Origin of the sequence: Streptomyces sp. TRM68367 (assembly GCF_014495685.1) — a bacterium.
GTDB lineage: Bacteria > Actinomycetota > Actinomycetes > Streptomycetales > Streptomycetaceae > Streptomyces.
The window spans coordinates 13464-40142 of sequence record NZ_JACTVI010000076.1 but is presented as its reverse complement, the minus strand read 5'-3'; the positions used below and the strand labels follow the sequence as shown (position 1 = coordinate 40142).

At 71.8% G+C, this 26679-nt stretch carries 26 protein-coding genes and 1 pseudogene; 14 read left to right on the top strand and 13 right to left on the bottom strand.

Annotated features, from left to right (window positions below; all coding sequences use genetic code 11):
• Positions 1 to 252, bottom strand: a pseudogene (locus tag H8R17_RS45925) (hypothetical protein); the annotation flags it as partial.
• A 416-nt stretch (positions 253 to 668) separates the two neighbouring features.
• Here H8R17_RS45925 and H8R17_RS33580 point away from each other — a divergent pair.
• From H8R17_RS33580 to H8R17_RS33555, 6 genes are all read left to right on the top strand, one after another.
• Complete coding sequence (locus H8R17_RS33580) at positions 669 to 920, top strand: hypothetical protein (protein ID WP_187826994.1); 252 nt, start codon at positions 669 to 671, stop codon at positions 918 to 920.
• Positions 917 to 1282 carry a helix-turn-helix domain-containing protein gene (locus H8R17_RS33575; RefSeq protein ID WP_187826993.1) on the top strand — a complete coding sequence of 122 codons (366 nt, stop codon included), beginning with the start codon at positions 917 to 919 and terminating at the stop codon, positions 1280 to 1282. The genes H8R17_RS33580 and H8R17_RS33575 overlap by 4 nt, the downstream gene beginning before the upstream one ends.
• A 118-nt stretch (positions 1283 to 1400) precedes the next feature.
• A complete protein-coding gene (gene uraD / locus H8R17_RS33570) occupies positions 1401 to 1913 on the top strand; it encodes a 2-oxo-4-hydroxy-4-carboxy-5-ureidoimidazoline decarboxylase (protein ID WP_187826992.1) in 513 nt (170 codons plus the stop codon).
• Positions 1914 to 1915: 2 nt separating this feature from the next.
• Positions 1916 to 2308: a hydroxyisourate hydrolase gene (uraH, locus tag H8R17_RS33565; protein ID WP_187826991.1), complete on the top strand. Its 393-nt coding sequence runs from the start codon at positions 1916 to 1918 to the stop codon at positions 2306 to 2308.
• A 6-nt stretch (positions 2309 to 2314) separates the two neighbouring features.
• Positions 2315 to 3244, top strand: a complete 930-nt coding sequence (gene pucL, locus H8R17_RS33560) for a factor-independent urate hydroxylase (protein ID WP_187826990.1) — start codon at positions 2315 to 2317, stop codon at positions 3242 to 3244.
• Between the two features lie 10 nt (positions 3245 to 3254).
• Complete coding sequence (locus H8R17_RS33555; protein WP_187826989.1) at positions 3255 to 4634, top strand: 8-oxoguanine deaminase; 1380 nt, start codon at positions 3255 to 3257, stop codon at positions 4632 to 4634.
• A gap of 327 nt (positions 4635 to 4961) precedes the next feature.
• Here H8R17_RS33555 and H8R17_RS33550 read toward each other — a convergent pair whose 3' ends face one another.
• The 3 genes from H8R17_RS33550 to H8R17_RS33540 all read right to left on the bottom strand — a co-directional run bounded on the left by H8R17_RS33550 (position 4962) and on the right by H8R17_RS33540 (position 7554).
• Entirely contained in the window at positions 4962 to 5384 is a 423-nt protein-coding gene (locus H8R17_RS33550; RefSeq protein WP_187826988.1) for a thioesterase family protein, read from the bottom strand.
• A 54-nt stretch (positions 5385 to 5438) separates the two neighbouring features.
• Positions 5439 to 6077, bottom strand: coding sequence for a hypothetical protein (locus H8R17_RS33545; RefSeq protein WP_187826987.1), 639 nt, complete (start codon positions 6075 to 6077; stop codon positions 5439 to 5441).
• Between the two features lie 268 nt (positions 6078 to 6345).
• Entirely contained in the window at positions 6346 to 7554 is a 1209-nt protein-coding gene (locus tag H8R17_RS33540) for a pyridoxal phosphate-dependent aminotransferase (protein ID WP_187826986.1), read from the bottom strand.
• Between the two features lie 87 nt (positions 7555 to 7641).
• Here H8R17_RS33540 and H8R17_RS33535 point away from each other — a divergent pair, with 87 nt between their 5' ends.
• On the top strand, positions 7642 to 8268 hold the full coding sequence (locus H8R17_RS33535) for a winged helix-turn-helix transcriptional regulator (protein WP_187826985.1): 627 nt from the start codon (positions 7642 to 7644) through the stop codon (positions 8266 to 8268).
• 88 nt (positions 8269 to 8356) lie between these two features.
• On the opposite strand, the gene H8R17_RS33530 is transcribed toward H8R17_RS33535, so the two are convergent.
• The 3 genes from H8R17_RS33530 to H8R17_RS33520 form a co-directional block, all read right to left on the bottom strand.
• The gene (locus H8R17_RS33530; protein ID WP_187826984.1) at positions 8357 to 9145 is read right to left on the bottom strand and encodes a hypothetical protein; all 789 of its coding nucleotides are present in this window, start codon (positions 9143 to 9145) and stop codon (positions 8357 to 8359) included.
• Positions 9145 to 10455, bottom strand: a complete 1311-nt coding sequence (locus tag H8R17_RS33525) for a VWA domain-containing protein (RefSeq protein ID WP_187826983.1) — start codon at positions 10453 to 10455, stop codon at positions 9145 to 9147. The genes H8R17_RS33530 and H8R17_RS33525 overlap by 1 nt, the downstream gene beginning before the upstream one ends.
• Before the next feature lie 73 nt (positions 10456 to 10528).
• Positions 10529 to 12025 carry an IucA/IucC family protein gene (locus H8R17_RS33520; protein ID WP_187826982.1) on the bottom strand — a complete coding sequence of 499 codons (1497 nt, stop codon included), beginning with the start codon at positions 12023 to 12025 and terminating at the stop codon, positions 10529 to 10531.
• Between the two features lie 137 nt (positions 12026 to 12162).
• On the opposite strand from H8R17_RS33520, the gene H8R17_RS33515 reads away from it, so the two are divergent.
• On the top strand, positions 12163 to 13689 hold the full coding sequence (locus tag H8R17_RS33515; RefSeq protein ID WP_187826981.1) for an IucA/IucC family protein: 1527 nt from the start codon (positions 12163 to 12165) through the stop codon (positions 13687 to 13689).
• Positions 13690 to 13749: 60 nt separating this feature from the next.
• On the opposite strand, the gene H8R17_RS33510 is transcribed toward H8R17_RS33515, so the two are convergent.
• From H8R17_RS33510 to H8R17_RS33500, 3 genes are all read right to left on the bottom strand, one after another.
• Positions 13750 to 14805, bottom strand: a complete 1056-nt coding sequence (locus H8R17_RS33510; RefSeq protein WP_187826980.1) for an ABC transporter substrate-binding protein — start codon at positions 14803 to 14805, stop codon at positions 13750 to 13752.
• A 79-nt stretch (positions 14806 to 14884) separates the two neighbouring features.
• Entirely contained in the window at positions 14885 to 15775 is an 891-nt protein-coding gene (locus tag H8R17_RS33505) for an ABC transporter permease (protein WP_187826979.1), read from the bottom strand.
• A 10-nt stretch (positions 15776 to 15785) separates the two neighbouring features.
• The gene (locus H8R17_RS33500) at positions 15786 to 16631 is read right to left on the bottom strand and encodes an ABC transporter ATP-binding protein (protein WP_187826978.1); all 846 of its coding nucleotides are present in this window, start codon (positions 16629 to 16631) and stop codon (positions 15786 to 15788) included.
• Between the two features lie 279 nt (positions 16632 to 16910).
• Here H8R17_RS33500 and H8R17_RS33495 point away from each other — a divergent pair, with 279 nt between their 5' ends.
• The 5 genes from H8R17_RS33495 to H8R17_RS33475 all read left to right on the top strand — a co-directional run bounded on the left by H8R17_RS33495 (position 16911) and on the right by H8R17_RS33475 (position 22432).
• A complete protein-coding gene (locus H8R17_RS33495) occupies positions 16911 to 18575 on the top strand; it encodes a sensor histidine kinase (protein WP_187826977.1) in 1665 nt (554 codons plus the stop codon).
• Positions 18572 to 19264 (top strand): response regulator, encoded by a 693-nt coding sequence (locus H8R17_RS33490; protein WP_187826976.1) that lies wholly within the window; start codon positions 18572 to 18574, stop codon positions 19262 to 19264. The genes H8R17_RS33495 and H8R17_RS33490 overlap by 4 nt, the downstream gene beginning before the upstream one ends.
• A 293-nt stretch (positions 19265 to 19557) precedes the next feature.
• Complete coding sequence (locus tag H8R17_RS33485; protein ID WP_187826975.1) at positions 19558 to 21105, top strand: hypothetical protein; 1548 nt, start codon at positions 19558 to 19560, stop codon at positions 21103 to 21105.
• Positions 21106 to 21251: 146 nt separating this feature from the next.
• Positions 21252 to 22166 carry a HipA family kinase gene (locus H8R17_RS33480; protein WP_187826974.1) on the top strand — a complete coding sequence of 305 codons (915 nt, stop codon included), beginning with the start codon at positions 21252 to 21254 and terminating at the stop codon, positions 22164 to 22166.
• Positions 22163 to 22432, top strand: a complete 270-nt coding sequence (locus H8R17_RS33475) for a SelT/SelW/SelH family protein (protein WP_187826973.1) — start codon at positions 22163 to 22165, stop codon at positions 22430 to 22432. The genes H8R17_RS33480 and H8R17_RS33475 overlap by 4 nt, the downstream gene beginning before the upstream one ends.
• A 4-nt stretch (positions 22433 to 22436) precedes the next feature.
• Here H8R17_RS33475 and aceB read toward each other — a convergent pair whose 3' ends face one another.
• Positions 22437 to 24059: a malate synthase A gene (gene aceB / locus H8R17_RS33470; RefSeq protein ID WP_187826972.1), complete on the bottom strand. Its 1623-nt coding sequence runs from the start codon at positions 24057 to 24059 to the stop codon at positions 22437 to 22439.
• 214 nt (positions 24060 to 24273) lie between these two features.
• On the bottom strand, positions 24274 to 24918 hold the full coding sequence (locus H8R17_RS33465; protein WP_187826971.1) for an NTP transferase domain-containing protein: 645 nt from the start codon (positions 24916 to 24918) through the stop codon (positions 24274 to 24276).
• 207 nt (positions 24919 to 25125) lie between these two features.
• Here H8R17_RS33465 and H8R17_RS33460 point away from each other — a divergent pair, with 207 nt between their 5' ends.
• Complete coding sequence (locus tag H8R17_RS33460) at positions 25126 to 25440, top strand: DUF5955 family protein (protein ID WP_187826970.1); 315 nt, start codon at positions 25126 to 25128, stop codon at positions 25438 to 25440.
• A 173-nt stretch (positions 25441 to 25613) separates the two neighbouring features.
• Here H8R17_RS33460 and H8R17_RS33455 read toward each other — a convergent pair whose 3' ends face one another.
• A complete protein-coding gene (locus H8R17_RS33455; protein ID WP_187826969.1) occupies positions 25614 to 26417 on the bottom strand; it encodes an IclR family transcriptional regulator in 804 nt (267 codons plus the stop codon).
• Between the last annotated feature and the right edge of the window lie 262 nt (positions 26418 to 26679).

Genomic DNA, 26679 nt, shown 5'->3' with positions numbered 1-26679 from the left:
CCGCTTCGCGGGACGTTCCCGAAAACCAGGATCAACCCCTACAAGCCGACCCCACCGGGGTTGACGAAACAGATAGGGGCACCCCCCCGCCGCTGGGCGGTGGGTCAGGCCACGAACCGGAGGACTTCGGCCCCGGTCGCCGGTGCGTCGTTCGGCCGGGACGGTGGCACGGCCGCCGGCGGCGGCGACCCGGCCCAGCCATGTCTTCAGGTCGATCATCTGGAAGATCGTGTTGCTGAAGTCGAACAGCACGGCCTCGACGGCGGTACGGGAGCGGCCATCTCCGCGGCGGTGAGACGGTAGGCGCTGGGGGTTTCGAACAGGGCGTGTATCACGGGGCGTGCTCTCCGAGGTCGACTGCTTCGACGGGGACACCGAAACCGCGGAGGGCCGCGATCTCCGCGTCGGGTGCGCCGGTGTCGGGTGGGCGCCCTTTGGGCCATGGGACTGCGCGGGCGGCTTGGCCGCGTGCAGGGCGGAGGGAGGCCATGGTCGGTTAGGGTCACCTTGTGGCGGACGGAGCGGCTCCGTCCCGGTGAGATTGATCGGCCTGGGGTGCGTCGCGGCTGCGAAGCGGTCGACTGACGCATCCTCGTTGTGCCCTGATATGCCCCCGCGGTGGGCGATCTGGGTAAAAATGCAGGTCACAGGCATGTTCTGGGGGCACAGTGCGACTGAGAGTGGAGTTCACGACCGAGCCCTTCGACCTCGACGAGGCGCCCGCGCACGCCCTGGTTGCCCGGGAGGTGATCGAGGCGGGCGAACTGGACGCCGTGGACGTCGGCCCGTTCGGCAACACCGCGGAGGGCCGCGCCGACGCCGTGCTCACCGCCGTGGACGCCCTGCTGCGCAAGACCCTGGAAGCGGGCGCCACCCGTGTCTCGCTGCAGGTGAACGTGGTCGGAGAGGACGAGGGATGAGCGGCACGGACGAGCCGTTCATCGCGGCCGTCAAGCCCCTGGTCGACGCCATGGGCGGCGAGATGCTCCCGCCGGACGAGGCCGGCCCCGAGGACATCGTGCTGTCCTGGGAGGGCGCCGACGTCGTCGCCGTACGGCTGCCGCAGCTCGCCGACTCCCTCGACCACATCCTGGCCGCCATGGAGCGCAGGAAGGGCATGCCGCTCGCCGACCTGGACCGCAAGGCCAAGCAGGAGGTCGTACGGACCCTGGAGGCGCGCGGCGCGTTCTCGGTGCGGCACGGCGTGGAGACCGTGGCGAGCGCCCTCGGGGTGAGCCGGTTCACCGTCTACAACTACCTGAACCGCGAGAAAGGCACCTGAGCGGCGCCCGCGCCGCACCCAATTTTTTCAACAAACTGTTGACGTGGCGTCGTGCGGGGGCGTTAGCTATCGGCACGCCCGTTCAGTACGACAGCCGCCTACGGCCACGGAGGCTCCCGTGACGTCGACACCCACGCCCCCCGGCCTGACCCGGTTCAACGCCCTGGCGGAGCACGCCGCCTTCGCCGCGCTCCACGAGGCGTGCGCCGCCACGGCGTGGGCGAAGCGGCTGCTCGCCGCCCGCCCGTACGCCACCGCCGAGGACCTCTACGCCGCCAGCGACGCCGCGATGGCCGAGCTGACGCCCGCGGACCTGGCGGAGGCGATGGCCGGGCACCCGCCGATCGGCCGTCCCGAGCCCGGCGATCCGGCCTCGGCCCGCGAACAGCGCGGCATGGCCGGCGCCTCCGGTGCACTCAGGGCCGAGATGCTGGAGCTGAACCTCGCCTACCAGGAGAGGTTCGGCCACGTCTTCCTGATCTGCGCCACCGGTCGCACCGGCGAGCAGATGCGCGATGCGATCAAGGAGCGGATCGGGAACTCGGCGGAGCAGGAGCGGGAGATCGTCCGCACCGAGCTGGGCAAGATCAACCGCATCCGCCTGGCCCCACTCGTCGAAGAGGACGCCTGATCATGAGCACCAGCACCACCGCATCCGTGTCCACGCACATCCTGGACACCAGCATCGGCCGCCCCGCCGAGGGCGTTGCCGTCCACCTCTGCGCCCGCGCGGGCAGTGATGCGGACTGGCAGGCGCTCGGTGGCTCCGCGACCGACGCGGACGGGCGGTGCAAGGACCTCCCGGCGCTGCCGGAGGGGGCCACACACGTACGGCTCGACTTCGCGGTGGAGCCGTACTTCGTCAAGAAGCAAGCCGATGCGCAGCAGGACGCCCCCGCGAACCGGGACAGCGGTGCCGTGTTCTTTCCGGAGGTGGTCATCACCTTCGCCGTGAAGGCCGGTGAGCACTACCACGTACCGCTGCTGCTCAACCCGTTCGGCTACTCCGTTTACCGAGGGAGCTAGCTAGAGATGTCAGATCTTTCCCGCCCTGCCCGCCCGGTGATTCTGGGACAGAACCAGTACGGCAAGGCCGAGAACCGAGTCGTCAAGATCACGCGGGACGGCGCCACCCACCACATCAAGGACCTCAACGTGTCGGTGTCGCTGAGCGGCGACATGGACGAGGTCCACTACTCCGGCTCGAACGCCCACGTCCTGCCGACCGACACCACCAAGAACACGGTGTACGCGTTCGCCAAGGAGTACGGCATCGAGTCGGCCGAGCAGTTCGGCATCCACCTCGCCCGCCACTTCGTCACCAGCCAGGAGCCGATCCACCGCGCCCGCATCCGCATCGAGGAGTACGCCTGGGAGCGGATCGAGCACACCGGCAAGGGCGCGCACTCGTTCGTCCGCAAGGGCCAGGAGACCCGCCTCGCCCAGATCACGTACGACGGCTCATCCTGGGAGGTCGTCTCCGGTCTCAAGGACCTGACCGTCATGAACTCGACCGATTCCGAGTTCTGGGGCTACGCCAGGGACAAGTACACGACGCTCCCCGAGGCCTACGACCGCATCCTGGCCACCGAGGTCTCCGGCCGCTGGCGCTTCAACTGGACCGACGACGAGCAGGAGACGCCGGACTGGGACGAGTCGTACGCGCAGGTCAAGGGGCACTTTCTCCGAGCCTTCGCGGAGACGTACTCCCTCTCGCTCCAGCAGACCCTGTACGCCATGGCCGCGCGGATCATCGACCACCGCGGCGAGATAGACGAGGTCCGCTTCTCCCTCCCGAACAAGCACCACTTCCTGGTGGATCTGGAGCCGTTCGGGCTGAAGAACGACACCGCCGACGGAGCCGTCTATTTCGCGGCCGACCGCCCCTACGGCCTGATCGAGGCCACCGTCCTGCGGGACGGCTGCGAGGCGAAGATCCCGGCGGACCTCACCAACCTCTGAAGGACGAACCATGGCAGCAGCTCAGCGCATCGTCATCGAGAACTGTTCGATCGCGACGGTCGATGCCGACGACACCGAGTACGCCTCCGGGCACATCGTCCTCGCAGACAACCGCATCGAGTCGCTCGGCGCGGGCAAGGCCCCCGAGGGCCTGGAGAACGTCGTACGCCGCATCGACGCCACCGGGCACCTCGTGACCCCCGGCCTGATCAACACGCACCACCACTTCTACCAGTGGATCACCCGGGGCCTGGCCACCGACCACAACCTCTTCAACTGGCTGGTCGCGCTGTACCCGACGTGGGCGCGGATCGACGAGCCCATGGTGTACGCGGCGGCGCAGGGCTCGCTGGCGATGATGGCCCGCGGCGGTGTCACCACCGCCATGGACCACCACTACGTGTACCCGGAGGGCTCCGGCGACCTGTCCGGCGCGATCGTCCGCGCCGCCCGCGAGATGGGCGTCCGGTTCACCCTCGCCCGCGGCTCCATGGACCGCAGCGAGAAGGACGGCGGCCTGCCTCCGGACTTCGCCGTGGAAACCCTGGAGGGCGCCCTTGCCGCGACGGAGGCCACCGTCCAGCAGCACCACGACGCCTCCTTCGACGCGATGACACAGGTGGCCGTCGCTCCCTGCTCCCCCTTCTCCGTATCCACGGAACTCATGTGCGAGGGCGCCGAGTTGGCCCGCCGCCTCGGTGTACGGCTCCACACCCACGGCTCGGAGACCGTGGAGGAGGAGAAGTTCTGCCACGAACTGTTCGGCATGGGCCCGACCGACTACTTCGAGTCGACCGGCTGGCTCGGCGAGGACGTGTGGATGGCGCACTGCGTCCACATGAACGACTCCGACATCGCCGCGTTCGCCCGCACCAGGACCGGCGTCGCCCACTGCCCGTCCTCCAACGCCCGCCTCGCGGCCGGAATCGCCCGCGTGCCCGACATGCTGGCGGCCGGCGTCCCGGTCGGCCTCGGTGTCGACGGCACCGCGTCGAACGAGTCGGGCGAGCTGCACACCGAACTGCGCAACGCCCTCCTCATCAACCGGCTCGGCGCCCACCGCGAGGCCGCGCTGAACGCCCGGCAGGCACTGCGCCTCGGCACCTACGGCGGCGCCCAAGTCCTGGGCCGGGCCGCCGAGATCGGCTCCCTGGAGCCGGGCAAGCTGGCCGACCTGGTGCTGTGGAAGCTGGACACACTCGCCCACGCGTCGATCGCCGACCCGGTGACGGCGCTGGTCTTCGGCGCGGCCGCCCCCGTCACGGTGTCGTTCGTGAACGGTCGTCAGATCGTCGAGGACGGACGGCTCGTCACCGCCGACGAGGACGCGATCGCCCGCTCCACGCGGGCGCAGGCGCAGCGCCTGGCGCAGATCACGGCGCAGGGCTGACCGCCGTACGGGTTTGATCGCCGTACGACTGCTGTACGGCACTCGATCCCCGGCCGGGAGGGACGGCTCCCGGCCGGCAGCCGTGGACCCGAGCGGGGGCCATGGCGGCCGTCGCCGGGGCGTGCGTGGACGCGCGCGCCCCGGAACGGTCACCTGAGGCCTGGCCACCTTCCATGGAGGCGGGGCAGGAGATCGCCGCCGCACGCTGAACGCTCTCCGGATTCAGTGCCGGGCGACGGGCTCGCACGGCCGGGCGCCCGGGAGGCGGCCCGTGAAGTACGAACGGGGCGGTACGCCCACGGCCGCACCCGTGTCCCCGGCCGGGCCCTACAGCCCGAACAGCTCCGGATCCGCGGCCAGCGCCCGGAAGTACTCCCGCGGATCCGCGACCAGCTTGCGGGCCTTGAGGTCCAGCAGGCCGCCGACCGCCGTGATCTCGGCGGCCACCGTGCCGTCGGCCTTGCGTATCGCCTGCCGCACGCGGAACGTCTTGCCCTCGCCCCACTCGAACGCGCACGTCACCTCGACCTCGTCGCCGGCCAGCAGCTCCCGCAGGTAGCGGATGGTGGTCTCCATGACGATCGGGCCCACACCCTTGCTCACGAGGGTGGCCTGGCTGACCCCCGCGGCCTGCAACATCGACCAGCGGGCGTGTTCCGCGTAGCTGAGATACACGCTCTGGTTGAGGTGCCCCAGCACGTCCGTCTCGTACCCACGGACGGTGACCGGAACGGAAAACGGTTCGCTCACGGGTTCCTCTTCCTCGTGCCACGGTGATGACGCACTGATCCTGACACGTGGTCCCTACATCCGTCGCGGGGATGCCAGCAGATAACGAGCCCGTGTGCGCGGTTCCGTGTGTTCGCCGGCCTGCCAGCCCGCCCCCTCCAGCGTCGCCGCGCAGGCCCGCAGTGCCGCGCCGTCCGGTTCGTACACGGCGACGGCGTCCGGTTGCGGCGTGCCGCGCACCCGGTAACCACCGCCATCCGGACCGGCCGGGCGGTGCCCGGCCGCCTCCAGGGCGAGCGCGGCGGCCTGCACCAGATGCGTGCGCTCCCAGGCGCAGGGCCGGTCCGTGGCCCCGTCGGGGTTCGTCATCCGGCGCAGCTCCAGCAGGCCCTGCCAGGCGCTGTGCACCTCACGGACCCGGACCGGGCCCGCATCCGGCACCTCATCCTCGCCGCCCACGCGCGCCGCGAACACGCCGGATGCGGAGGCCTCCGGCCGGGGTGCCGGGGCCGGGGCCTCGGTGGCCTCGCGTCCCTCCCGTATCCGATGCCCGGCCGGCGTCAGAAAGTGATCGTGCGGCGGCCGCGGGTGCCGGAAGGCGAGACCCCGCTTCACCAGCGCCGCGAGCTGCGCCTCCGTACCCTTCAGGCGCCCGGTGACGGGATCGGCGGCCTCGATGACACGCCGCTGCGCGGCGGTCGGCGGTCGCGTCACGGCGTGCCCTCCTCTCCTCGGCTTCTCCTCGGCCCGCTCAGCCGTCGGGACGCGCCCGAAACGCCCTCCGACGACCCGTTCGAAGACTACGACCCGACTCTGACAGTCCGAGCGGAACTGCGCGACGGTCGCCGGCGAGAGGAGCGTCGGCCTGCCGTCCGGGGTGCTGATCGCGGCGATGCCGGCCACCCCGCGCGCGTTGCCGACCCCGCCCGAGGAGGTGGGGCCGAGCACCCGCACGGCACAGGTGCCGCCCGCCTCGCGTCGCCTACTGCCGGTACCCGCTCAGGAACCGCCCGATCCGCCCGATCGCCGCCTCCAGGTCGTCGGCGTAGGGCAGCGTCAGGATGCGGAAGTGGTCGGGCGTCGGCCAGTTGAAGCCCGTGCCCTGCACCACCTGGATCTTCTCCCGCAGCAGGAGGTCGAGGACGAACTTCTCGTCGTCGTGGATCCTGTGCACCTTGGGGTCGATGCGCGCGAACGCGTACAGCGCGCCCCTCGGCTTCACGCACGACACACCCGGGATCTCGTTGAGCTTCTCCCAGGCCACGTCCCGCTGTTCCCGCAGCCGCCCGCCCGGTACCGTCAGCTCCCGGATCGACTGGCGGCCGCCGAGCGCGGCCTGGATGGCGTACTGGGCGGGCGCGTTGGCGCACAGCCGCATGGAGGCCAGCATCGTCAGGCCCTCCAGGTAGTCCTTCGCATGCTGCCTGGGGCCGGTGATCACCAGCCAGCCGGAGCGGAAGCCCGCCACCCGGTACGTCTTCGACAGGCCGCAGAAGGTCAGGACGACCAGGTCGGGGGCGAGCGCGGCGGCCGAGTGGTGCACGGCGTCGTCGTACAGGATCTGGTCGTAGATCTCGTCGGCGAAGACCATCAGGCCGTGCCGGCGGGCGAGGTCGAGGATGCCCTCGACGATCTCCTTCGGGTAGACCGCGCCGGTGGGGTTGTTCGGGTTGATGATGACGACGGCCTTGGTGCGGTCGGTGATCTTCGACGCCATGTCGTCCAGGTCGGGGTACCAGTCGGCCTGTTCGTCGCACAGGTAGTGGACCGCCTTGCCGCCCGCGAGGGTCGTGACCGCCGTCCAGAGCGGGAAGTCCGGGGCGGGGATGAGGATTTCGTCGCCGTCCTCGATCAGCGCCTGTACGGCCATCGAGACCAGCTCGGAGACGCCGTTGCCGAGGAACACGTCGTCGACGCCGACCTCCAGACCCAGCGTCTGGTAGCGCTGGGCGACGGCCCTGCGCGCGGAGAGGATGCCGCGCGAGTCCGTGTAGCCGTGCGCCTGCGGCAGCATCCGGATCATGTCCTGGAGGATCTCCTCCGGCGCCTCGAAGCCGAACAGTGCGGGATTGCCGGTGTTCAGGCGCAGCACGCTGTGGCCCGCCTCCTCCAAAGCGTTGGCCTGCTCGATCACCGGGCCGCGGATCTCGTAACAGACCTCGCTGAGCTTGTTCGACTGCCGGAACTCCATGCGCGCTCGCCCCTCCGGTTTCGTGTGTTGCTTGGTTTTACCAAGTTCGAGCTTGGAAAGTCCAACAACATGTCTAGACTGCGTCGCATGTCACCTCGCCGAAGCTACGACCAGTACTGTTCCGCCGCCCGCGCGCTCGATCTCGTCGGCGACCGCTGGACCCTGCTGATCGTCCGCGAGCTCCTCGCCGGCGCCCGCCGCTACACGGAACTGCACGCGGACCTGCCCGGCGTCAGTACGGACGTACTCGCCTCACGGCTGAAGGACATGGAGCGGGACGGGCTGGCGAGCCGGCACCGGCTGCCGCCGCCGAGGGCCGCGTACGTGTACGAACTCACCGAGCGCGGCCGGGAGTTGCTGCCGGTACTGCAGGCGCTCGGCAGGTGGGGGCAGGCCGAACTGGGGGAGCGGCGGCCGACGGACGCGGTGCGGGCCCACTGGTTCGCTCTGCCGCTGCTTCGGGCGCTGGAGGGGGAAGGGCTGGTGGAGGTCCACCTGGAGGAAGGGGTGTTCCACCTGTACGCCGGCGCCGAGGAGGACCCCGTGTACCGCGAGGGGCCCGCCATCGTCGAGCCCGACGCCCGGCTCGTCCTGGACGTCGAGACCAGTGCGGCCGTCGCCCGGGGGGAGTTGAGCATGCCGGACGCGGTGCGCGCCGGACGGATCGAGGTGACGGGCGACGGCACCCTGGCCAAGGCGCTCAGGGAAGTGTGAGGGACAAGCGGGAAGCCCGCACGAATGGTGAACACAAAAAGGTGAAGGCCCGCTTGTGGCGGGCCTTCTGATGTGGCGTCAGGATGCGTCAGCCAGGCGGCACCCGCGACGGCCGTCCCGGCCCGCGCGTCAGCCCGTACCCGGCGACCCCCGCCAGCGCGGCCAGCGCCCCGCCGAGTGCCGTCCACACCCAGCGGTCCGACCACCAGCCGGACGCCCAGCCGTCCTCGGGCTCCAGCCCGGCCAGCACGGCCGAATCCTTCTGTTGCTCCCCGGACTTCACCGCCACGCCCGGCACCAGCGGCTGCGCCAGCGAACCGTCCACCGCCGCCGCACCGCCGGCGTCCTTGGAGCCGACCCGAACCTCGGCCCCGACCGGCAGGCCGAGGTCGGAGGTGGGGAGACCGACCACGGTCAGCCGGATGTAGTACGTCCCCGGGAGCGGGTCACCCGCCCACGGCTCCGACCAGGCGCGGACCGTGCGCAGCACGCAGGTCAGCCTCACGTCAGCCGCGTCCGCCGCGGCGGTGCGGTTCTGCGCCCCATACTGGCAGGCCTGGCGGCGGCGCAGCCCGTCGTACACGTCGACCTGCCAGGTCTGGGCGGCGTGCGTGTCCGGCAGCTTCACCGTCGCTTCGACGGTGGGGCGCTGCCCGGCGTCCGCGGGGAACGACCAGTACAGGTAGTCGCCCGCCGATCCGCTTGCCGTCGCCGTCTGTCCCTGCTCGATCTCGGTCGCCGTACGGAACGACGTGCCCGCCCGGGTGGGAGCCGAGGCGGCCGGCGACGGACTCGGCGAGGAGTCGGCCGCGGCCGGAGAGGATGCCAGTCCGAGCGCCAGCAGCGCAGCCGCGCTCAACGTGCTTACGATCCACATCAGTTGGTCCTCCAGACCGCGACCCGCCAGCGTGACACCCAGCCCCACACCAGGCCGGCGACGAAGCCGGTGAGCACCAGCGCGCCGAGCAGCCACCAGCCGCGTCCGAGGCCGAAGAAGGCCACGTCGGCCGCCGGGCTCGGACCGTCCACGACGTCGACGGTCAGCTCCAGCGGCAGACCAGGTGTGGTCTTCACCCCGGAGGCGGCCGAGAAGGAGTGGGTGACCGTCAGACACACGGTCTCGGCCGCCGGCTTGTCGCCGTCGGAGCCGTCGGAGCTGTCCGAGCCGTCGGAGCCGTTCACGTAGTCGCGCTCGGGCTCGGGATACCTCAGCCCCGTCGAGATGACATCCGTACGACCGTCACCCGCCGCCTCGCCGCGCACGATTTCCCGTCCGTGCACGGTGACGGCCCGCAGCAGCACCCCGTACTGCGGGTTCACGGCCCGGTCGGCCGCCACGCTCACCGAGGCGCGCAGCTCCTGGCCGGGCAGGACGTCGACTCGGTACCAGCGCTGCTGCCCGAACTCCTCCCGGTCGGTGTACAGCCCGGACTTCAGCGTCGGTGCCTTCGCGCACGTACCCGCGCCCTCGACGGCGACCGGCGTCACCACCGGATCGGCCGCGCGGTCCACCAACTGGTTGACCCGGTCGGTGAGTTCGTCCCGGTGCTCGACGGAGGTGTAGGTGCCGCCGGTGGCCTCGGCGATGCAGCTGAGCTGCCGCCGCATCTTGGTGTTCGGGACCAGGCCGAGCGTGTCGATGGTCAGGCCGATGCCCTTGGCAGCGATCTCGCGGGCCACCTCGCACGGGTCGAGCGGGGCGCAGGTGTCCTCGCCGTCGCTGATCAGCACGATGCGCTTGGAGCCGGTGCCGCCGTCCAGGTCGTCGGCCGCCTTGAGCAGGGCGGGGCCGATCGGCGTCCAGCCGGTCGGGGTGAGCGTGGCCACCGCGGTCTTCGCCTCGGTGCGGTCCAGCGGGCCGACCGGGTAGAGCTGCGCGGTGTCCTTGCAGCCCTCCTTGCGGTCGTCCCCGGCGTAGTCCGCGCCGAGGGTGCGGATGCCGAGCCGGACCTCCTCGGGCGTGGCGTCGAGCACCTCGTTGAACGCCTGCTTCGCCGCGGCCATCCGCGACTGGCCGTCGATGTCCCGGGCCCGCATCGAGCCGCTCACGTCGAGGACGAGGTCGACCTTGGGCGCGTCCTCGCCGGTGGGTTCGCCGGCGGCCGCCCCGGCCGGGAGGGCGAGCCCGGCCGTCAGTGCGGCGAGCAGGGCGCAGACCCCGGCCGCCAGCCGTCTTCTTATGATCATCGCCGGATCTTATGGAGCAAAGGCGCCGTGCTCCAAAACGGCCGCCCGACGAGGCGGCGGGGCATCAAATGACCTACTGTCGCAGCGGGTTGGCCAGTTCCGCCCACAGATCCCCGCCCGCTCCCGGCGACAGCCGCATCAGCGTCAGCGCCTTCGCGGGCAGCGGCTCCTCGCGCAATGCCGCGAGGTCCGGGGTACGAGGCAGATCCCGTACGGCCGCCTCCAGCGCCTCCCGCAGCGCCGCACCCGAGCCAGCCGTCCCGGCCAGCGCGCCCGCCACCAGGGAGCCGAACAGCTTGCGCCGCAGCGCGCGTTCGTCGTCGGTGACCATCCGGGCGGGCAGGTCGGGGGCCGCGATGCCGTGCCGGGCCAGACGAGCCGGGCTGACGCGGAGGTCGGCCAGGTCGCGGTAGACCAGCCGCAGCGGCGTGCCCGTCGGCGACAGCACCGCAAGGAGGTTCTGGCCGTGCGCCTCCAGGGCCACGCCCAGCTCCAGCAGCCGCAGGCCGACGGTGAGCGCTAGCCGCGCGAGGCCCGCCAACCAGCCGGGGGATCCGGGCAGGCGGGTCGTCGGCAGGGCCGCCACCGGTACGACGTGCTCGCCCGGCGCCGCGTACGTCCGCGGCGACTGACGCAGCACCGCCGCCAGGTCGGGGGAGTGGGCGGTGGCCGCGCCCAGGGTGCGGGTGATGTGCAGCAGGCCGTCGGTGCGCGCGGTCAGGGCCTCGGCGAAGTCGGACAGCACGGCGGACGCGCCGACCGAGGCGACGGAGATGACCCGCACCGAGGAGGTCAGCCGGGCGCTGAGCGCGGTCTTCACATGCGGCCCGTCCGGCAGGGCGAGCGTGCGCAGGGACATCAGCGGGTGCGCGGTGAGCCGCGCCTCGCACGGCCGCTTCAGCACATGCGCCGCCTGCCAGGGATGCACCGGGATCAGCAGCCGTTCCCCGTCCCGCAGCTCCGCCGGCCACGCACCCGTCACCAGGCACTCCGCCGTCCGCACCGGCGCGAGGCCCAGCCCCACCAGCGGCCGGTGCTCGGGCCCGTAGGCGAGCTGCTCGGCCACCGAGAAACCCGGCCGGGAACGGCAGGTCGGATGGAACGGGTGCCCGTCGACCACCCGCTGCTCCCACTCCCAGTCGCTGCCGGGCCACTCCTGCGGACGGTCCTGCTGCCCGGCCCGGGAGAGCGCCAGGGACGCCGCGCTGTGCCCGAGCTCGGCGGCGAACCCGGTGGCGTGCGGTACGGCGAGATCCGTCATCAGCCGCGCCGGATCGTCGTACGGCACGTCGTCGAGTCGTACGACCGTGACGTACGCGGCGGTGCGGTAGGGGTCCGCGGCCGGGCCGTGCAGCCGGCGCCCGTCGGACAGGTGCAGTGTGAGCCCGTCCCGGTCCGCCTCGCGGCGCACGAGCCACGGCAGCGGGTCGTGGGCGAGCCCGCGCCACAGCCGGGACAGGACGGCGGCCCGGGCGCCGGGCAGCGCGGCCGAGAACCGCGGCATCAGACCGGGGCGGAGCGCGGTCAGCTCCTCGGCGACCTCGGCCTCGGCGGCGGGGAGACGGTGCACGGGCGGGCTCCTCGGGTACGAATAGGGCGTCACGGCTACGAGCAGGGCGTCTCACGACTACGAACAGGGCGTCTCACGGCGAGGGGACGACGACCGACATACTGATCATCTTCGCCCGAACGGATCGTAGGGAACGAGTGGATCGCGTGGACCTCCTGCCCCCGCCCGCTGCCGGCGACGCCGGGGCGGACGACGATCTCCCGGCACGCGCCGACGCGTACGCCGCCACGCCGCTGCTGAACTGCCTGCTGCGCGAGCTGGCGGAGCCGGTGCCGGGGCCCGGCGACCGCCCCGTGTACCGGCTGCCCGGCGGTGGCCGCCTGCTGCGGGTGCGCGGGGGACGGCGGCCCGCCGAACCCGAGGTGCACGCCGCGGGCGCCTGGCACCGGGTCGGCCACACCGGCCTGGTGAAACTCGTCGCCGAGGAACTGCGCCGGCACACCGGCCTGTCCAACCACGAACTGCCCGCCGAGATGATCGACAGCCGGGACGCGGTCGCCGCCCTGCTGGCCGCCCGCGCCCGAGCCACCCCGCCCGGCGACCCCTACCTGCGCTCCGAGCAGTCCCTCCTCACCGGCCACAGCCACCACCCGGCACCCAAGGCGCGCGGCGGCGGCCCTGCCGCGGGCTGGCTGCCGTACGCGCCCGAGGCGCACGCCCGCTTCCCGCTGACACTGCTCGGCGTGCGCGAGGACACGGTCGTCGAGGAGGGCGACACCTGCCCCCTCGACGCCCTCGGCACGGCCCCGCCCGGCTACCGGCTGCTGCCCGCCCACCCCTGGCAGCTCGACCTGGCGGGCCGGGAACTCGCGGCGGCCTTCGCGGACGGCAGGCTGCTGCGGCTCGGCACGACCGCCTTCGACACCTATCCGACGGCCGCGATCCGCACGCTGTACGCCCCCGACCGCGACCTGTTCCTGAAGTTCAGCCTGGACGTGCGCATCACCAACGACATCCGCCGCCTGTGGCGCCACGACCTGCTCAAACTGCACAGGACGGACACGGCGGCCCGCTCCGCCTTCGCGGCGCTGACGGGCCCGGCGGCCTGGCTGAGCGACCGCGGCTACCGCACCGCCGACTTCGCCTTCGAGGAACTCGCCGTCCTCGTCCGCGACGGGCTGCGCGCCCACGTCCTGCCCGGCGCGACCCCGCTGCTCGCCGCGGCCCTGGCGGAGGGCTTCGACGGCAGCCCGCTCGACGGCCACAGCGCGCCGGAGGCCTGGTGGGCGGCGTACCTGCGCGCGGTCGTGCCCCCGGCGCTGGCCGCCTTCGCCGCCCACGGCGTCGTCCTCGAAGCGCATCTGCAGAACGCCCTGGTCGCCGTCGACGCGGACGGCATGCCGGTGCAGGCGCTGTACCGGGACGCCGAGGGCGTCAAGCTGCTGCCCGAGGTGTCCCGGGCGGCGGGCTGGGAGCGGCTGGTGTACTGCCTGGTCGTCAACCACCTCACCGAGATCGCCGCCGCCCTCGCCGAACGGCACCCCGGCCTCGACCCCTGGCCCGCCGCCCGCCGCGAACTGGCCCGGCACGACCTCCCCGAGATCGCGGACCTGCTCACCGCGCCCACCCTCCCCGGCAAGACCAACCTGCTGCTGCGCTGGACGGGCGCGGACGGCGCCGCCGCACGCTACCGGCCGATCCCCAACCCGCTGCGCGACGCGTGAACGCCGACGTGCCGCACTCGGCGCCGTGGCGCTGAGCACGGCATCGGCGCCGTCATGGCATCACTGGGCCTTCTTCACGAAGGAGTCGGTGTAGGTCTTGGACAGGTCGACGGTGTGGCCCTTCACCGTGGGATCGAAGGCGGAGAGAACCTTCAGGACGGTCTGGGGGCCGCCGGCCGGCATCAGGCCGGTGGGCGAGTACATGCCCTTCTCGTTCTGCAGCGCCTTGATGTACACGGCCTTTCCGACGCCCGAGTAGTAGTCGGCCGGCATCTTGGCGGTGATCTGGGCGGCGGTGTGGGACTGGATCCACTTGAGCGTCTCGACGTAGGCGTTGACCAGCTTCTGCACCGTGGCCGGGTTCTTCTTGACATAGGAGGTGGCCATGTAGAGGGACGAGGCCGGGTACGTGCCGCCGAGCGCCGCCTTGGCGCCCGCCGTGGTGCGCATGTCGATCAGCGGTTGGCCCAGGTGCTTCTGCTCCAGCATCGAGATGGTGGGCTCGGTGGTCATGCCGGCGTCGATCTGCTTGTTCTGCATCGCCGCCACGAACGTGGAGCCCGCGCCGACGGCGACCGACGTGGCCTGGCCCTCCTTGACGCCGTTCTTGGCCTCCAGGTACTGGGTGAGGAAGTTCGTGGAGGAGCCGAGGCCGGTCACGCCCAGGTGCTTGCCCTTGAAGTCGGCCGGGCTCTTGATGCTGCCCGCCTCGCTGGAGCGGACCATCTCGACCTCGCCGGGCGCCTGGAGGAGCTGGACCACGGACTCGGTGGACTTGCCCTTGGACTGCAGGTCGATGTTGTGGTCGTAGAAGCCGACCACCGCGTCCACCTGCCCGGACAGCATGGCGGTCTCGGCCTCGACGCCGGCGGGTTCGTCGGAGAGCTTCACGTCGAGGCCCTGCGCCTTGTAGTAGCCGAGCTGCTGGGCGAGCATCACCGGCAGGTAGATCTGCTTGTCCAGGCCGCCCACCATGATCTTCACGGTGGGTGTCGAGCCGGAGCCCTTGGCCGCGGCCTGGGAGCCAGAGCCGTTGCCGCCGCCGCAGGCGGTCAGGGTGAGGGCGAGTGCGGCGCAGGTGGCCACGGGCAGCAGTGACTTCTTGGCCAGCTTCATCGCTGGTCTCCTTCGCGGGTTACGACGTCCGATGACGCCGGGGACGGGGACGGGGACGGGGGTGGGGCAGGGGGGTGATTCACAGGCCGGCGTCCGAGGCGGACAGCTGGGTGGGCCGCCAGCGCAGGACGCGCTTTTCGAAGCGGGTCACGACGTACTCGGCGATCAGGGCGAGCACCGCGATGATCAGCGTTCCGGCGTAGACGCCGTCGGCGTTGAAGTTGCCCTGGGCCTGGGCGATGAGCTGGCCGAGGCCGGCCTGCGCGCCGAGCATCTCGCCGACGATGGCGCCGATGAGCGCGAAGCCGAAGGCGGAGTGCAGGGACGCCACGATCCAGGTCATCGCCGAGGGCAGCACGACCTGGGAGGTCACCCGCCACTCGGAGGCGCCCAGGATGCGGGCGTTGGCGATCAGGTTGCGGTCGACCTCGCGGGTGCCCTGGAAGGCGTTGAAGAAGACGGAGAAGAAGACCAGCACGACGGCGAGCGCGACCTTGCCGGACGGGCCGAGGCCGAACCAGATGATGAACATCGAGCCGAGCACGATGCGCGGGATGGAGTTGGCCGCCTTGATGAACGGGGCCATCACGTCCGCCAGTGCCTGGATCCGGCCGAGGGCGATGCCCAGCACGACCCCCGCGCCGACCCCGATGAGGAACCCGAGGAGGGTCTCCTGCATCGTGACGCCGATGTTGTGCCAGATGGAGCCCAGCGAGGTGCCGTCGGTGAACCAGGTCTTCAGCTGCTTCACCACCCCGCCCGGCGAGCCGTACGTGAACTTGTCCAGCGAGCCGCTGGAGGCGCCCAGCTGCCAGCCACCGAGGACGATCACGACCAGGGCGATCTGGGCGAGGAGGACGATCAGCCGGCGGCGGCGCGTGCGGGCCCTGGCCTGGCGGATCAGCGTGGCCTCGTCGGCGTCGGGCGACGCGGACTCCGTGGCCGGCGCGCCGGAGATCAGTTCGGTCATCACGGGTCTCCTAGACCGGGGTGCGGGCGGGATCGGCCGGGGCGCCGGCCGTGCGGGCGTAGGCGAGGGTGACCTCGTCGCGCAGGGTCGCCCAGATCTGCTCGTAGATCTCGACGAAGCGCGGGTCGAAGCGGATCTCCTGGACCCTGCGGGGGCGGGGCAGGTCGACGGTGAAGGTGTCCTTGACGGTGCCCGGGCCGACGGTCAGGACGACGACCTTGTCGGCGAGTGCGATGGCCTCCTCCAGATCGTGGGTGACGAAGACGACCGCCGGGCGGGTCAGCTCCCACAGGGACAGCAGCTCGTCCTGGACGATCTGCCGGGTCTGTACGTCGAGCGCGGAGAAGGGCTCGTCCATCAGCAGGATCTCGGGTTCGTTGATCAGCGTCTGGGCCAGTGCCACGCGTTTGCGCATACCGCCGGACAGCTGGTGCGGCAGCCGGTCCTCGAAGCCGGCGAGGCCGACCCGCCGCAGCCAGTCGCGGGCCTTGGTGACGGCCTCCTTCTTCGGCGTGCCGCGGAACTGCGGACCAGCGGCCACGTTGTCCAGGACCGACTTCCAGGGGAAGACGGCGTCGGTCTGGAACATGAACCCGACCCGCGGGTCGATCCCGGTGACCGGTTCGCCGTGGATCAGAGCCTGGCCCGCGCTCACCGGCTCCAGGCCGGAGACCAGCGAGAGTGTGGTGGACTTCCCGCATCCGGTCGGGCCGACCACCGCGCAGAACTCGCCGGGGGCCACGGTCATGCCGAGGTCGCGCAGAGCGGTGTACACGCCGCCCGAGGGGGTGCGGAACCGCTTGGTCGCATGCCGCAGTCCGATCGCCGGGACCGGACTCTGCGCCGGAGTCGTCACTGATTCCTTCACTGCGTCGCACCGCCTTCGGAAGGTTGCGTTGCGCCGGTGTTTCCGGCGGGTGACGAGAACGTAGGACTCCGCTCCGGGAGGGGCGAGACTTCCGGAAGTTGCGCGGGTTTCCTCCGTTGAACCGGGTTCTGCTCGTTCTGCTCAGGAAGCCGGGGCTGGGCAGAACGTCTGCGCCGGGTGCACAATCACCGCCACACGGACCGGCACAGGGGCCTGGCCCGGACGACGTACGCCAGGGGCGAAGAGGCACCTGTGAAGCTCATCCGTATGCCCATCCGCATGCCGCAGATCCACCGCGGCGGCAGGAGACGACTCTCCACGCGGATCCTGGCCGGCCAGCTGTGCCTCCTCGCGCTCACCGGCGTGATCGGCTTCGTGCTGTTCGCCGTCGCGCAGCGGGCCGAACTCGACCGGGCCTACGAGCAGCGGGCGCTGGCCATCGCCCAGACCACGGCCGCCGATCCGCAGATCCAGCAGGCCATGGAGTACGGCACCGGCGGCGACGTGGTGCAGACCGTCGCCGAGCGGATCCGCAAGGCGTCCGGCGCCTCCTACGTGGTCGTCATCGACCTGCACGGGATCCGCCACTCCCACCCCATGAAGTCACTGATCGGCAAACCGGTGGACGAACCGCGCGTCGTCCTCGACGGCCGGCCCGAGGTCGGCATCGACCAGGGCGCCACCGGCCGCTCCGCCAACGGCAGAGCCCCGCTGTACGGGCCCACCGGCACGCTGGTCGGCGAGGTGTCGGCGGGCCTCCCGGAGCGGGACGCGCTCGGCGAACTGTGGCGGGAGCTGCCCACGTTCGGCCTGTACGCCGGTATCGCCACCGCGATCGGCTCGGTGGGCGCCTACCTGCTGGCGCGGCGGCTGAAGCGGTCGACGTTCGGACTCGAACTGGAGGAGATCGCCGGACTGCTGCAGGACCGCGAGGCGATGCTGCACGGCATCCGCGAAGGCGTCCTGGCCTTCGACCCCGAGGGCAGGATCACCGTCGTCAACGACGAGGCCCGCCGGCTGGTCGGCCTCGGCACGGCACTGGGCAGCCGCCTGGAGGAGGTGCTGCCCGACGGGCGGCTGCGCCGCGCGCTGGACGGCGCCCTCGCCGGCCCCGACGTCATGGTGCTGACGGACGACCACTGCCTGGTCGTCAACCGGATGCCGGTGATCCTGCACGGCCGTGAGCTGGGCGCGGTGGTCACCGTGCGCGACCGCACCGAGATGGTGGGGCTGATGCGGGAACTGGACTCCGTGCGCGGGCTGACCAACGCGCTGCGGGCGCAGCAGCACGAGTTCACCAACCGGATGCACACCGTGGCCGGGCTGCTGGACATCGGCGAGCACGACTCCGCATACGAGTTCGCGGTGGAGTCGGCCGGTGCAGGGCAGGCGCTGACCGAGTCCGTACGCCGGCGGATCGGCAGCCCGCTGATGGTCGGGCTGGTCGTGGCGAAGTCGACGGTCGCCGCCGAGCGCGGGGTGCGGATCGTGCTGAGTGACGACTCGGCGCTCGGGGAGGATCCGCCGCATCTGCAACGACTCCTGACCGTCGTCGGCAATTTGCTGGACAACGCGATCGACGCGGCCGTCGACGGACCGGCTCCGGCGGGCGGCCGCGAGGTGCAGCTCACGCTCGCGGAGGAACCCCGGCAGACGACCGTGCGGGTGGCGGACACCGGCCCGGGGATCCCGCCGTACGCCGCCGAGTCGGTCTTCGAGGACGGCTGGTCGACCCGGCCGGACCGGGGCACCGCCCGGCGCGGTCTCGGCCTGGCCCTCGTCCACCGGCTGGTGCAGCAGTGCGGCGGCACGACCACGGTCAGCGAGGGCCCGGGCGCGGTCTTCACCGTCGTACTGCCGCCGCCGGACGCGGGCTCCGAGCCGCGGGACGCACTGTTCTCGCCGGCCCTGCCGGTGGGAGGTGACCGGTGACGATACGGACCCTGGTGGTGGACGACGACTTCCGGGTGAGCCACATCCACAGCGAGTACGTGGGCCGTGTGGCGGGCTACGAGGTGGTCGGCGAGGCGGCGACCGTCGAGCAGGCGCTGCAAGCCGTCCGCGCCCTGCACCCGGACCTGCTCCTGCTCGACATCTTCCTGCCGGACGGCAGCGGGCTCGATGTCCTGCGCCGGCTCACCGGCGACGAGGGCGGCGCCCGCCCCGACGCCCTCGTGATCACCGCCGACCGGGACATCGCCTCCGTGCGGACCGCGATGAAACTGGGCGCCGTCGGCTACATCGTCAAGCCGTTCGGCTCCGCCGACCTCGCCGAGCGGCTCACCGCCTACCGGGAACTCCAGCACCGCGTGGACGCCCTCGGCCGGGCGTCCGAGACCGACCAGGCCGACGTGGACGCGCTGTTCAGCGCCGCCCGCCCACCCGCCGTTCCCCGAGTCCCCGCGAAGGGCCACTCCGCGCCCACCCTCGCTCTCCTGCACCAGGCACTGCGCGGAGCCCGCGGCGCCCTGTCGGCAGCCGAGGCCGCCGAACTGACGGGCGTGTCCCGCGCCACCGCCCAGCGGTACCTCTCGTACCTGGTGCGGGAGGGCCTGGTCCGGCTCGAACTCCGCTACGGAGCGACCGGCCGCCCGGAACACCGCTACCGGATCGTCCACTGACCCGGCGCCGGGGAAGCGGCAACTGATCGCGGGACCGGTCCCGGACCTCAGCCACCACCGCCCGGTGCGAGCACGCCATGTCTTCGGCCGCCGACCACTACCGCTGACCGCAGACGGTGCGCCACCGGCGGTGGGGGACGGCGGTGGAGCCGGCCCGGCAGGCCGTCAGGAGTGAGCCGGCGTCCCGTCTCCGGCCCCGCATCGCCCCGCCCTCATCCGTTCGGTCGCCACAAGGTGCCCACTGCCTTCCTTGGCCCTTGGCTGGGAGGAAACGACCAGGAGGAGGACCGGCGATGCGGCAGCACCTGTCCGGGGTGTCCAGCGCCTCTGCGGCGGACATGCGTGAGTTCGACGACCGACGCACCCGTCCTGCTCAGGTCGCGCGGCCGTGGTGGCCCTGGCCGGCGGCGGTCGCCGCGGCGTTCACCCTCGCCCAGCTGCTGCTCGTCCCGCCGGCCATGGGCCTGGGCTGGGACGAGGTCATCTACGTCAGCCAGGTCAGCTCGCACGCACCGGCCACCGCCTTCAGCGCCCCTCGTGCCCGGGGCGTGTCCGTGCTGGTGTGGCCGGTCACCGTCTGGACCTCGTCGACCGCCGCGCTGCGGGTATACCTGGCCGTCGTCTCCGGGCTCGCGCTCTTCCTCGTGATGCGGGTGTGGCGCGGAAGGCGTCCGCCCGGCGTCCTGGCGTTTGCCGGCCTGCTCTTCTGGGGCCTGTGGATCACCGTCTTCTACGGCCCTCAGGCGATGCCCAACCTCTGGGTGGCCCTCGCCGGTCTGGGTGCGGTCGGCTGCTTCCTGCGCGCGGCGGCCGACCGCACCGACCGCGCCGCACTGTGGGGCCTGGCCGCGTGCGCCGCCGTCATGGCGCTGATGCGGCCCACCGATGCGGTCTGGCTCGCCGTGCCGCTCGCCGCCGCCCCCCTGCTGGTACGCCGCTGGCGCCGCCCGGCACTGTTCGCGGCCGTCGTGCTCGGACTGGCGGCGGGTGGGGCCCAGTGGGTCGTCGAGGCGTACACCAGCCACGGTGGCCTGATCGCCCGGTTGGAACGGGGCAGCGAGATCCAGGGCGGCCTGGGCTGGAACATCGCGGTCGGTGACCAACTGCGAACCCTCGCCGGCCTCAGCATCTGCCGACCCTGCGACGCGCCCTGGCCGAACCCGGCCCTGGCCGTGTGGTGGTTCGCCCTGCCGGTCCTCGCCGGGGGCGGCGTGGCGCTCGCCGTCAGGTCCCGAAGATCCCACGACACCCTGCTGCTCACGGCGTGCGCCGTGACGTCGGGCGTTCCGTACCTGTTCTTCATCGACTACGCGGCCCCCCGCTTCCTGCTGCCCACCTACGCCCTGCTCGCCATCCCGGTCGCGGACTGCCTGGCCTGGCTTGCCGTCGGCGCCGCCCGCCGCCGGTTGCGCCCCGTCACGGCGTCACTCGTCGCCCTCGCGGTGGCCGGGCACCTGGCCGTCCAGTACGTCGTCGTCGCGCGCCTCGCCGCGCGCACCGACGCCCAGCACCGTGACTGGGCGCACATCGCGGACGGCCTGCACGCCCTGGGCATCAAGCCACCCTGCCTGGTGAGCGGCCCGACGACGGTCCCGATCGCCTACTACGCCAAGTGCCTGTCCATCGCCACCCACGGGCCGAACGTCAACATCTCCGTCGCCGGCATCCGCGCCGCCGCACAGCACCAGAACATCGCCGTGCTCGTCCCTCCCGCAGGCCGCCCGCCCGGCTACGCCGCCGCCTGGCCCTGGCGCCCACTGCCGGCGCCACCGGCGCTCGCCGGATACCGCGTCTACACGCCGCCGAAGACGACGGTCTCCTCAGGCTCCGCCATCGGCTGACGGGTCGGGCTCTGTCCGTTTCCCGCTCACCACGGAGACGTTCGCCTGCCAGATTCCCCCCGGGCTGATCGGGGATGATTCCCGGAGAGCACGGCGTTGGAACTGGCCGTGAGAGATAAGGCATTCGAGTCGGGGGGCTGTGGAAGATGCTGAGAGAGGTCACCGCGACCCACTACATCGCGCCCCTCCGTTCCGGCGGCTCCGTCCCAGGAATCGTCGAGGCCGACGACCTGGGCACGTACGTCGTGAAGTTCACCGGCTCCGCGCAGGGCCGCAAGGCGCTGGTCGCCGAGGTGATCGTGGGCGAGCTGGCCCGCGCCCTCGGGCTGCGGTTCCCCGAGCTGGTCCTGGTCCACTTCGATCCCGCGATCGCGGAGCACGAGCCCCACCAGGAGGTGCGGGGGCTGCACGCGGCCAGCGCGGGCGTCAACCTGGGCATGGACCATCTGCCGGGCGCACAGGACTTCACCCCGGACGTCGCCAGGACCTTCCCCGTCGACCCGCTGGAGGCCGGCCGGATCGTCTGGCTGGACGCCCTCACCGCGAACGTCGACCGCACCGTCCACAGCTCGAACCTGATGATCTGGCCGACGCTGGGAGTCGTTCCCCCGCGTCTGTGGCTCATCGACCACGGCGCCGCCCTCGTCTTCCACCACCGCTGGGACGGCTCCGACCCCGAGAAGGCCTACGACTTCCGCCACCACGCCCTCGGCCACTACGCCCCCGACGTACGGGCCGCCGACGCGGAGCTGGCACCCCGCGTGACCGAGGAGCTGCTGCGGGAGATCCTGGCGGAGGTCCCCGGCGCCTGGCTCAGCGGCGAGGCGGGCTTCGCGACACCGGACGCGGCCCGCGACGCGTACGCCGCCCACCTCCACGCGCGCGTGCGGGCCTCCGCGGCCTGGCTGCCCACCGACTTCCCCACCCGGGAGGAACTCGCCGCCGAGAACGCCCTGCGCGCGGCGAAGACCCAGCAAGACCGCCCGGCCTGGCTCAAACGGGTCCCGGACCTGCACGGCAAGCCGGCGGCGGAACAGGATTGGTCGGTACACCTCGGATGAGCCAGAGAGTCCAGATCGAGTACTGCACCCAGTGCCGCTGGCTGCCGAGGGCGGCCTGGCTGGCGCAGGAACTCCTCACCACCTTCGAGGCCGAGCTGACGGAGCTGTCGCTCAAGCCCGGCACGGGCGGCGTCTTCGTCGTCCGCGTGAACGACGAGGTCGTATGGGACCGCCGCGAGCAGGGCTTCCCGGAGCCCACGGCCCTCAAGCGGGCCGTACGCGACCGAGTGGCCCCGGGGAAGTCCCTGGGCCACTCGGACAAGTGAGGGCTCAGCCCTTGAGCTGCTCGTACGCCGGCAGGGTGAGGAAGTCGGCGTAGTTCTCGTCGAGGGAGACCTTCAGGAGCAGGTCGTGCGCCTGCTGCCAGTTGCCCGCAGCGAACGCCTTCTCGCCCAGCTCGGCCCTGATGGCGGCCAGTTCCTCGGCGGCGACCTTGCGGGCCAGGTCGGCGGTGACCTTCTCGCCGTTGTCGAGGACGACACCGGCGTTGATCCACTGCCAGATCTGGGAGCGGGAGATCTCGGCGGTGGCCGCGTCCTCCATCAGGTTGAAGATGGCGACCGCGCCGAGGCCGCGCAGCCACGCCTCGATGTAGCGGATGCCGACCTGAACGGCGTTGACCAGGCCCGCGAACGTGGGCTTGGCGTCGAGCGAGTCGATGGCGATGAGGTCTTCCGCCGTGACGTCGACGTCCTCGCGCAGGCGGTCCTTCTGGTTCGGCCGGTCGCCGAGGACCTTGTCGAAGGACTCCATGGCGATCGGCACCAGGTCGGGGTGGGCCACCCAGGAGCCGTCGAAGCCGTCGTTCGCCTCACGGTCCTTGTCGGCGCGGACCTTCTCGAAGGCCACCTTGTTGACCTCCGCGTCCCGGCGGGACGGGATGAAAGCCGCCATGCCGCCGATCGCGTGCGCGCCGCGCTTGTGGCAGGTGCGGACCAGGAGTTCGGTGTACGCGCGCATGAACGGGGCCGTCATCGTGACCGCGTTGCGGTCCGGCAGGACGAACTTGGCGCCGCCGTCGCGGAAGTTCTTGACGATGGAGAACAGGTAGTCCCAGCGGCCGGCGTTCAGGCCCGAGGCGTGGTCGCGCAGTTCGTAGAGGATCTCCTCCATCTCGTACGCGGCCGTGATCGTCTCGATCAGGACGGTGGCGCGAACGGTGCCCTGCGGGATGCCGACGTAGTCCTGCGCGAAGACGAACACGTCGTTCCAGAGGCGGGCCTCCAGGTGCGACTCCGTCTTCGGGAGGTAGAAGTACGGGCCCTTGCCGAGGTCCAGCAGGCGCTGGGCGTTGTGGAAGAAGTACAGGCCGAAGTCGACGAGGCCGCCCGGGACCTGCTGACCGTCCACCTGGAGGTGACGCTCGTTGAGATGCCACCCGCGAGGGCGCATGACGACGGTCGCGAGGTCCTCATCGGCCTTCAGGGCGTACGACTTGCCGGACACCGGGTCGGTGAAGTCGATGTTCCGGGTGTAGGCGTCGATCAGGTTGAGCTGACCGAGGACCACGTTCTCCCAGGTCGGCGCCGAGGCGTCCTCGAAGTCCGCGAGCCACACCTTGGCGCCCGAGTTGAGGGCGTTGATGGTCATCTTGCGGTCGGTGGGGCCGGTGATCTCCACCCGGCGGTCGTTCAGGGCCTCGGGAGACGGGCCGACCTTCCAGGAGTCGTCCGCGCGGATGGCGGCGGTCTCCGGGAGGAAGCCGAGCGTGGAGGTGCGGGCGATCTCGGCGCGGCGCTCGGCGCGGCGGACGAGGAGCTCGTCACGCCGGGGCGTGAACCGCCGGTGCAGCTCGGCCACGAAGGCGAGCGCCGCGTCGGTCAGGACCTCCTCCTGCCGGGGCAGGGGCTCGGCGTCGACGATGGCCAGCGGGGACGGCGCTGGTGCGGACATGAAGCTGTCACTTCCTTCGGCGGTGGCACCGGGTGCCAGTCGTTCCGGGTACGGCGAGGGACGCCCGGGATGGGGTCCCCCCGCGCAGCCGAGCGCGGGGGAGATCGGGCGCTTCTGGGCAGTGGATACTAGTTTCCTCATCGTGGAATTTCAATGGATTGTTGACGTCGAGATTCTCTGGGTCGAGGCAAGGTGGCGCTCCGTGCCACCCCGCTCACTCAAGGTGGGCCAGGTCGTCGGCGGTGTCGATGTCGTACGGCCGGGCCACGTCCCCGCACTCGACGAGCGCGATCGCCTCCTCGTGGGCCTTCAGATAGGCGCGTGCCCCCCGGTCGCCGGTCGCAGTCGCGGCGATGCCCGGCCAGTGCGCGGCGCCGAACAGCACGGGGTGGCCGCGCACGCCGGCGTACGCGGCCGAGACCAGCGACTCCTCCGACCGGTACGCCGCGCGCACCCGGGCCACCGCCTCGGGGCCGATGCCGGGCTGGTCGACAAGCGAGACCAGTGCGGCACCCGCGCCCGTCCCGGCCAGCGAGCCGAGCCCGGCCCGCAGGGACGTGCCCATGCCCTGCGCCCAGTCCTGGTTGTCCACCAGGACGCACCCCGGCAGTACGGCCCGCGCCCGCACCTCGTCCGCCGCCGCCCCCAGCACCACGTGCACGCGCGCGCAGCCGCCCTCGCGCAGTGCGCGCACCGCGTGCTCCACGAGCAGTTGCCCGCGGTGCTCCAGCAGTGCCTTGGGTCGCCCGCCGAGCCGCCGTCCGCCCCCGGCCGCGAGCAGCAGCCCCGCGACCTCGCCGGACGTCTCACGCGTCGTCTCCAGTGTCGGCAGTGTCGGCAGTGTCGGCAGTGTCGTCATGGATCCTGCATACCGCACCGCGGCGATCCCGGTGCGAACGGCCCGATGTCACGCTGCGGAGCAATTCGATGACGCAGTGGACTGGCGCACGCGGGGCGCGGTGGCGTTAACTTGCGCCCGCACCGACCGACCCGGGCGCTCTGCCGTCGCCCGGGGCGGGCCTGTGATGGAACAGAGGCGCACGACGCTGTGCGAGGGGGAGGGACCGTGTTGCGGAGCGTGGAGCAGAGGCCAGTGACTGGCAGCAGCGAGGATCCGCGGGTGACGGAGCTGCGCTCTGCCGTGTCCCGGTTGCGCCGTGAACTCGCCGCCCATCCGGCCGAGTTCGCGGACCGGAGCATCGCCGACGAGGCACTGGCCGAGCTGGACGCCATAGCGGCCGGCGGCGGGCCCGAGGTCCCACGGCTGCGCCGCTGCCTGTTACTGGTCGCCGGCGCGATCGGCTCGGTGAGCGCCCTGTCGAAGGGGCTGGAGGAGGTGCGGGACGCGGTGGAGCTGTTCGGGGAGCCGCCGCACCGCTGAGGGGACGTCGTACGGGACTCGGGGGGCGTGCCGCCGAGGGTCGCGGTGCAAGCGGCTCAGTGCGGGGTGGCGGCCGGGTGGACGCTCACGGGATCACCGCGACGCCCGCGGCTGCCACGGCGGAAACGAGCTCGGACTCGGACGCTCGGCCGGCCGGGCTCAGGCAGTCGGGCTCAGGCGGTCGGGCCGCCCGTGCTCATGAGTGCCTCCGACAGCTCCGCGGCGACCTGCTGGAGCATCGGAACGATCCGGTCCGTCGCCGACTCCGTGACCCGTCCGGCCGGGCCCGAGATGGAGATGGCGGCAGAGGTGGGAGCGTCCGGCACGGAGACCGCGAGGCAGCGGACGCCGATCTCCTGCTCGTTGTCGTCGACCGCGTAGCCCCGGTGCCGCACGTCCTGCAGCGCCGCGAGGAAGCCCTCGGGCGTGGTGATCGTCTTCTCCGTCGCGGCGGGCATGCCCGTACGGGCCAGCAGGGCGCGCACCTCCTGCGGCGGGAGGTCGGCGAGCAGCGCCTTGCCGACGCCGGTGGAGTGCGGCAGGACGCGCCGGCCGACCTCGGTGAACATGCGCATCGAGTGCCGCGAGGGCACCTGCGCCACGTACACCACCTCGTCCCCGTCCAGCAGTGCCATGTTCGCGGTCTCGCCCGTCTCCTCGACCAGGCGGGCGAGATAGGGGCGGGCCCAGGTGCCCAGCAGCCGGGAGGCCGACTCGCCGAGCCGGATCAGGCGCGGGCCGAGGGCGTATCGCCGGTTGGTCTGCTGGCGTACGTATCCGCAGGCCACCAGGGTGCGCATCAGGCGGTGGATGGTCGGCAGGGGCAGCCCGCTGCTCGCGGACAGCTCGCTCAGGCCGACCTCACCGCCCGCGTCGGCCATCCGTTCGAGCAGGTCGAAGGCGCGCTCCAGGGACTGGACGCCACCAGTGGAGTTGGACCTGGCGGAGTCTGTGGTGCTGGCGCTGGACGTCGGCACGGCGCGTTCCTTTCGAGGCTGGCAGGAAGGGCAGAAGCCTACCCGGCAGTCGGTTGACTCCCCGCTTGTGCGTAGCTACGTTCTGCTTGTTGGAACTCTAATTCCGTGTTGTGGAAACGTCCAGGGTGGTCGTGTCAGGCATGCCAGGACGAAGTGTGCCCTTGACGCCGCGGGGAGGGGAGTGAAGACTCCTTCAACAGAAAGTTGAATTCCGTTTCGTGGAAGTAAATCCCGCGGCCCGGACGTGACCGCGGCGGCGGAA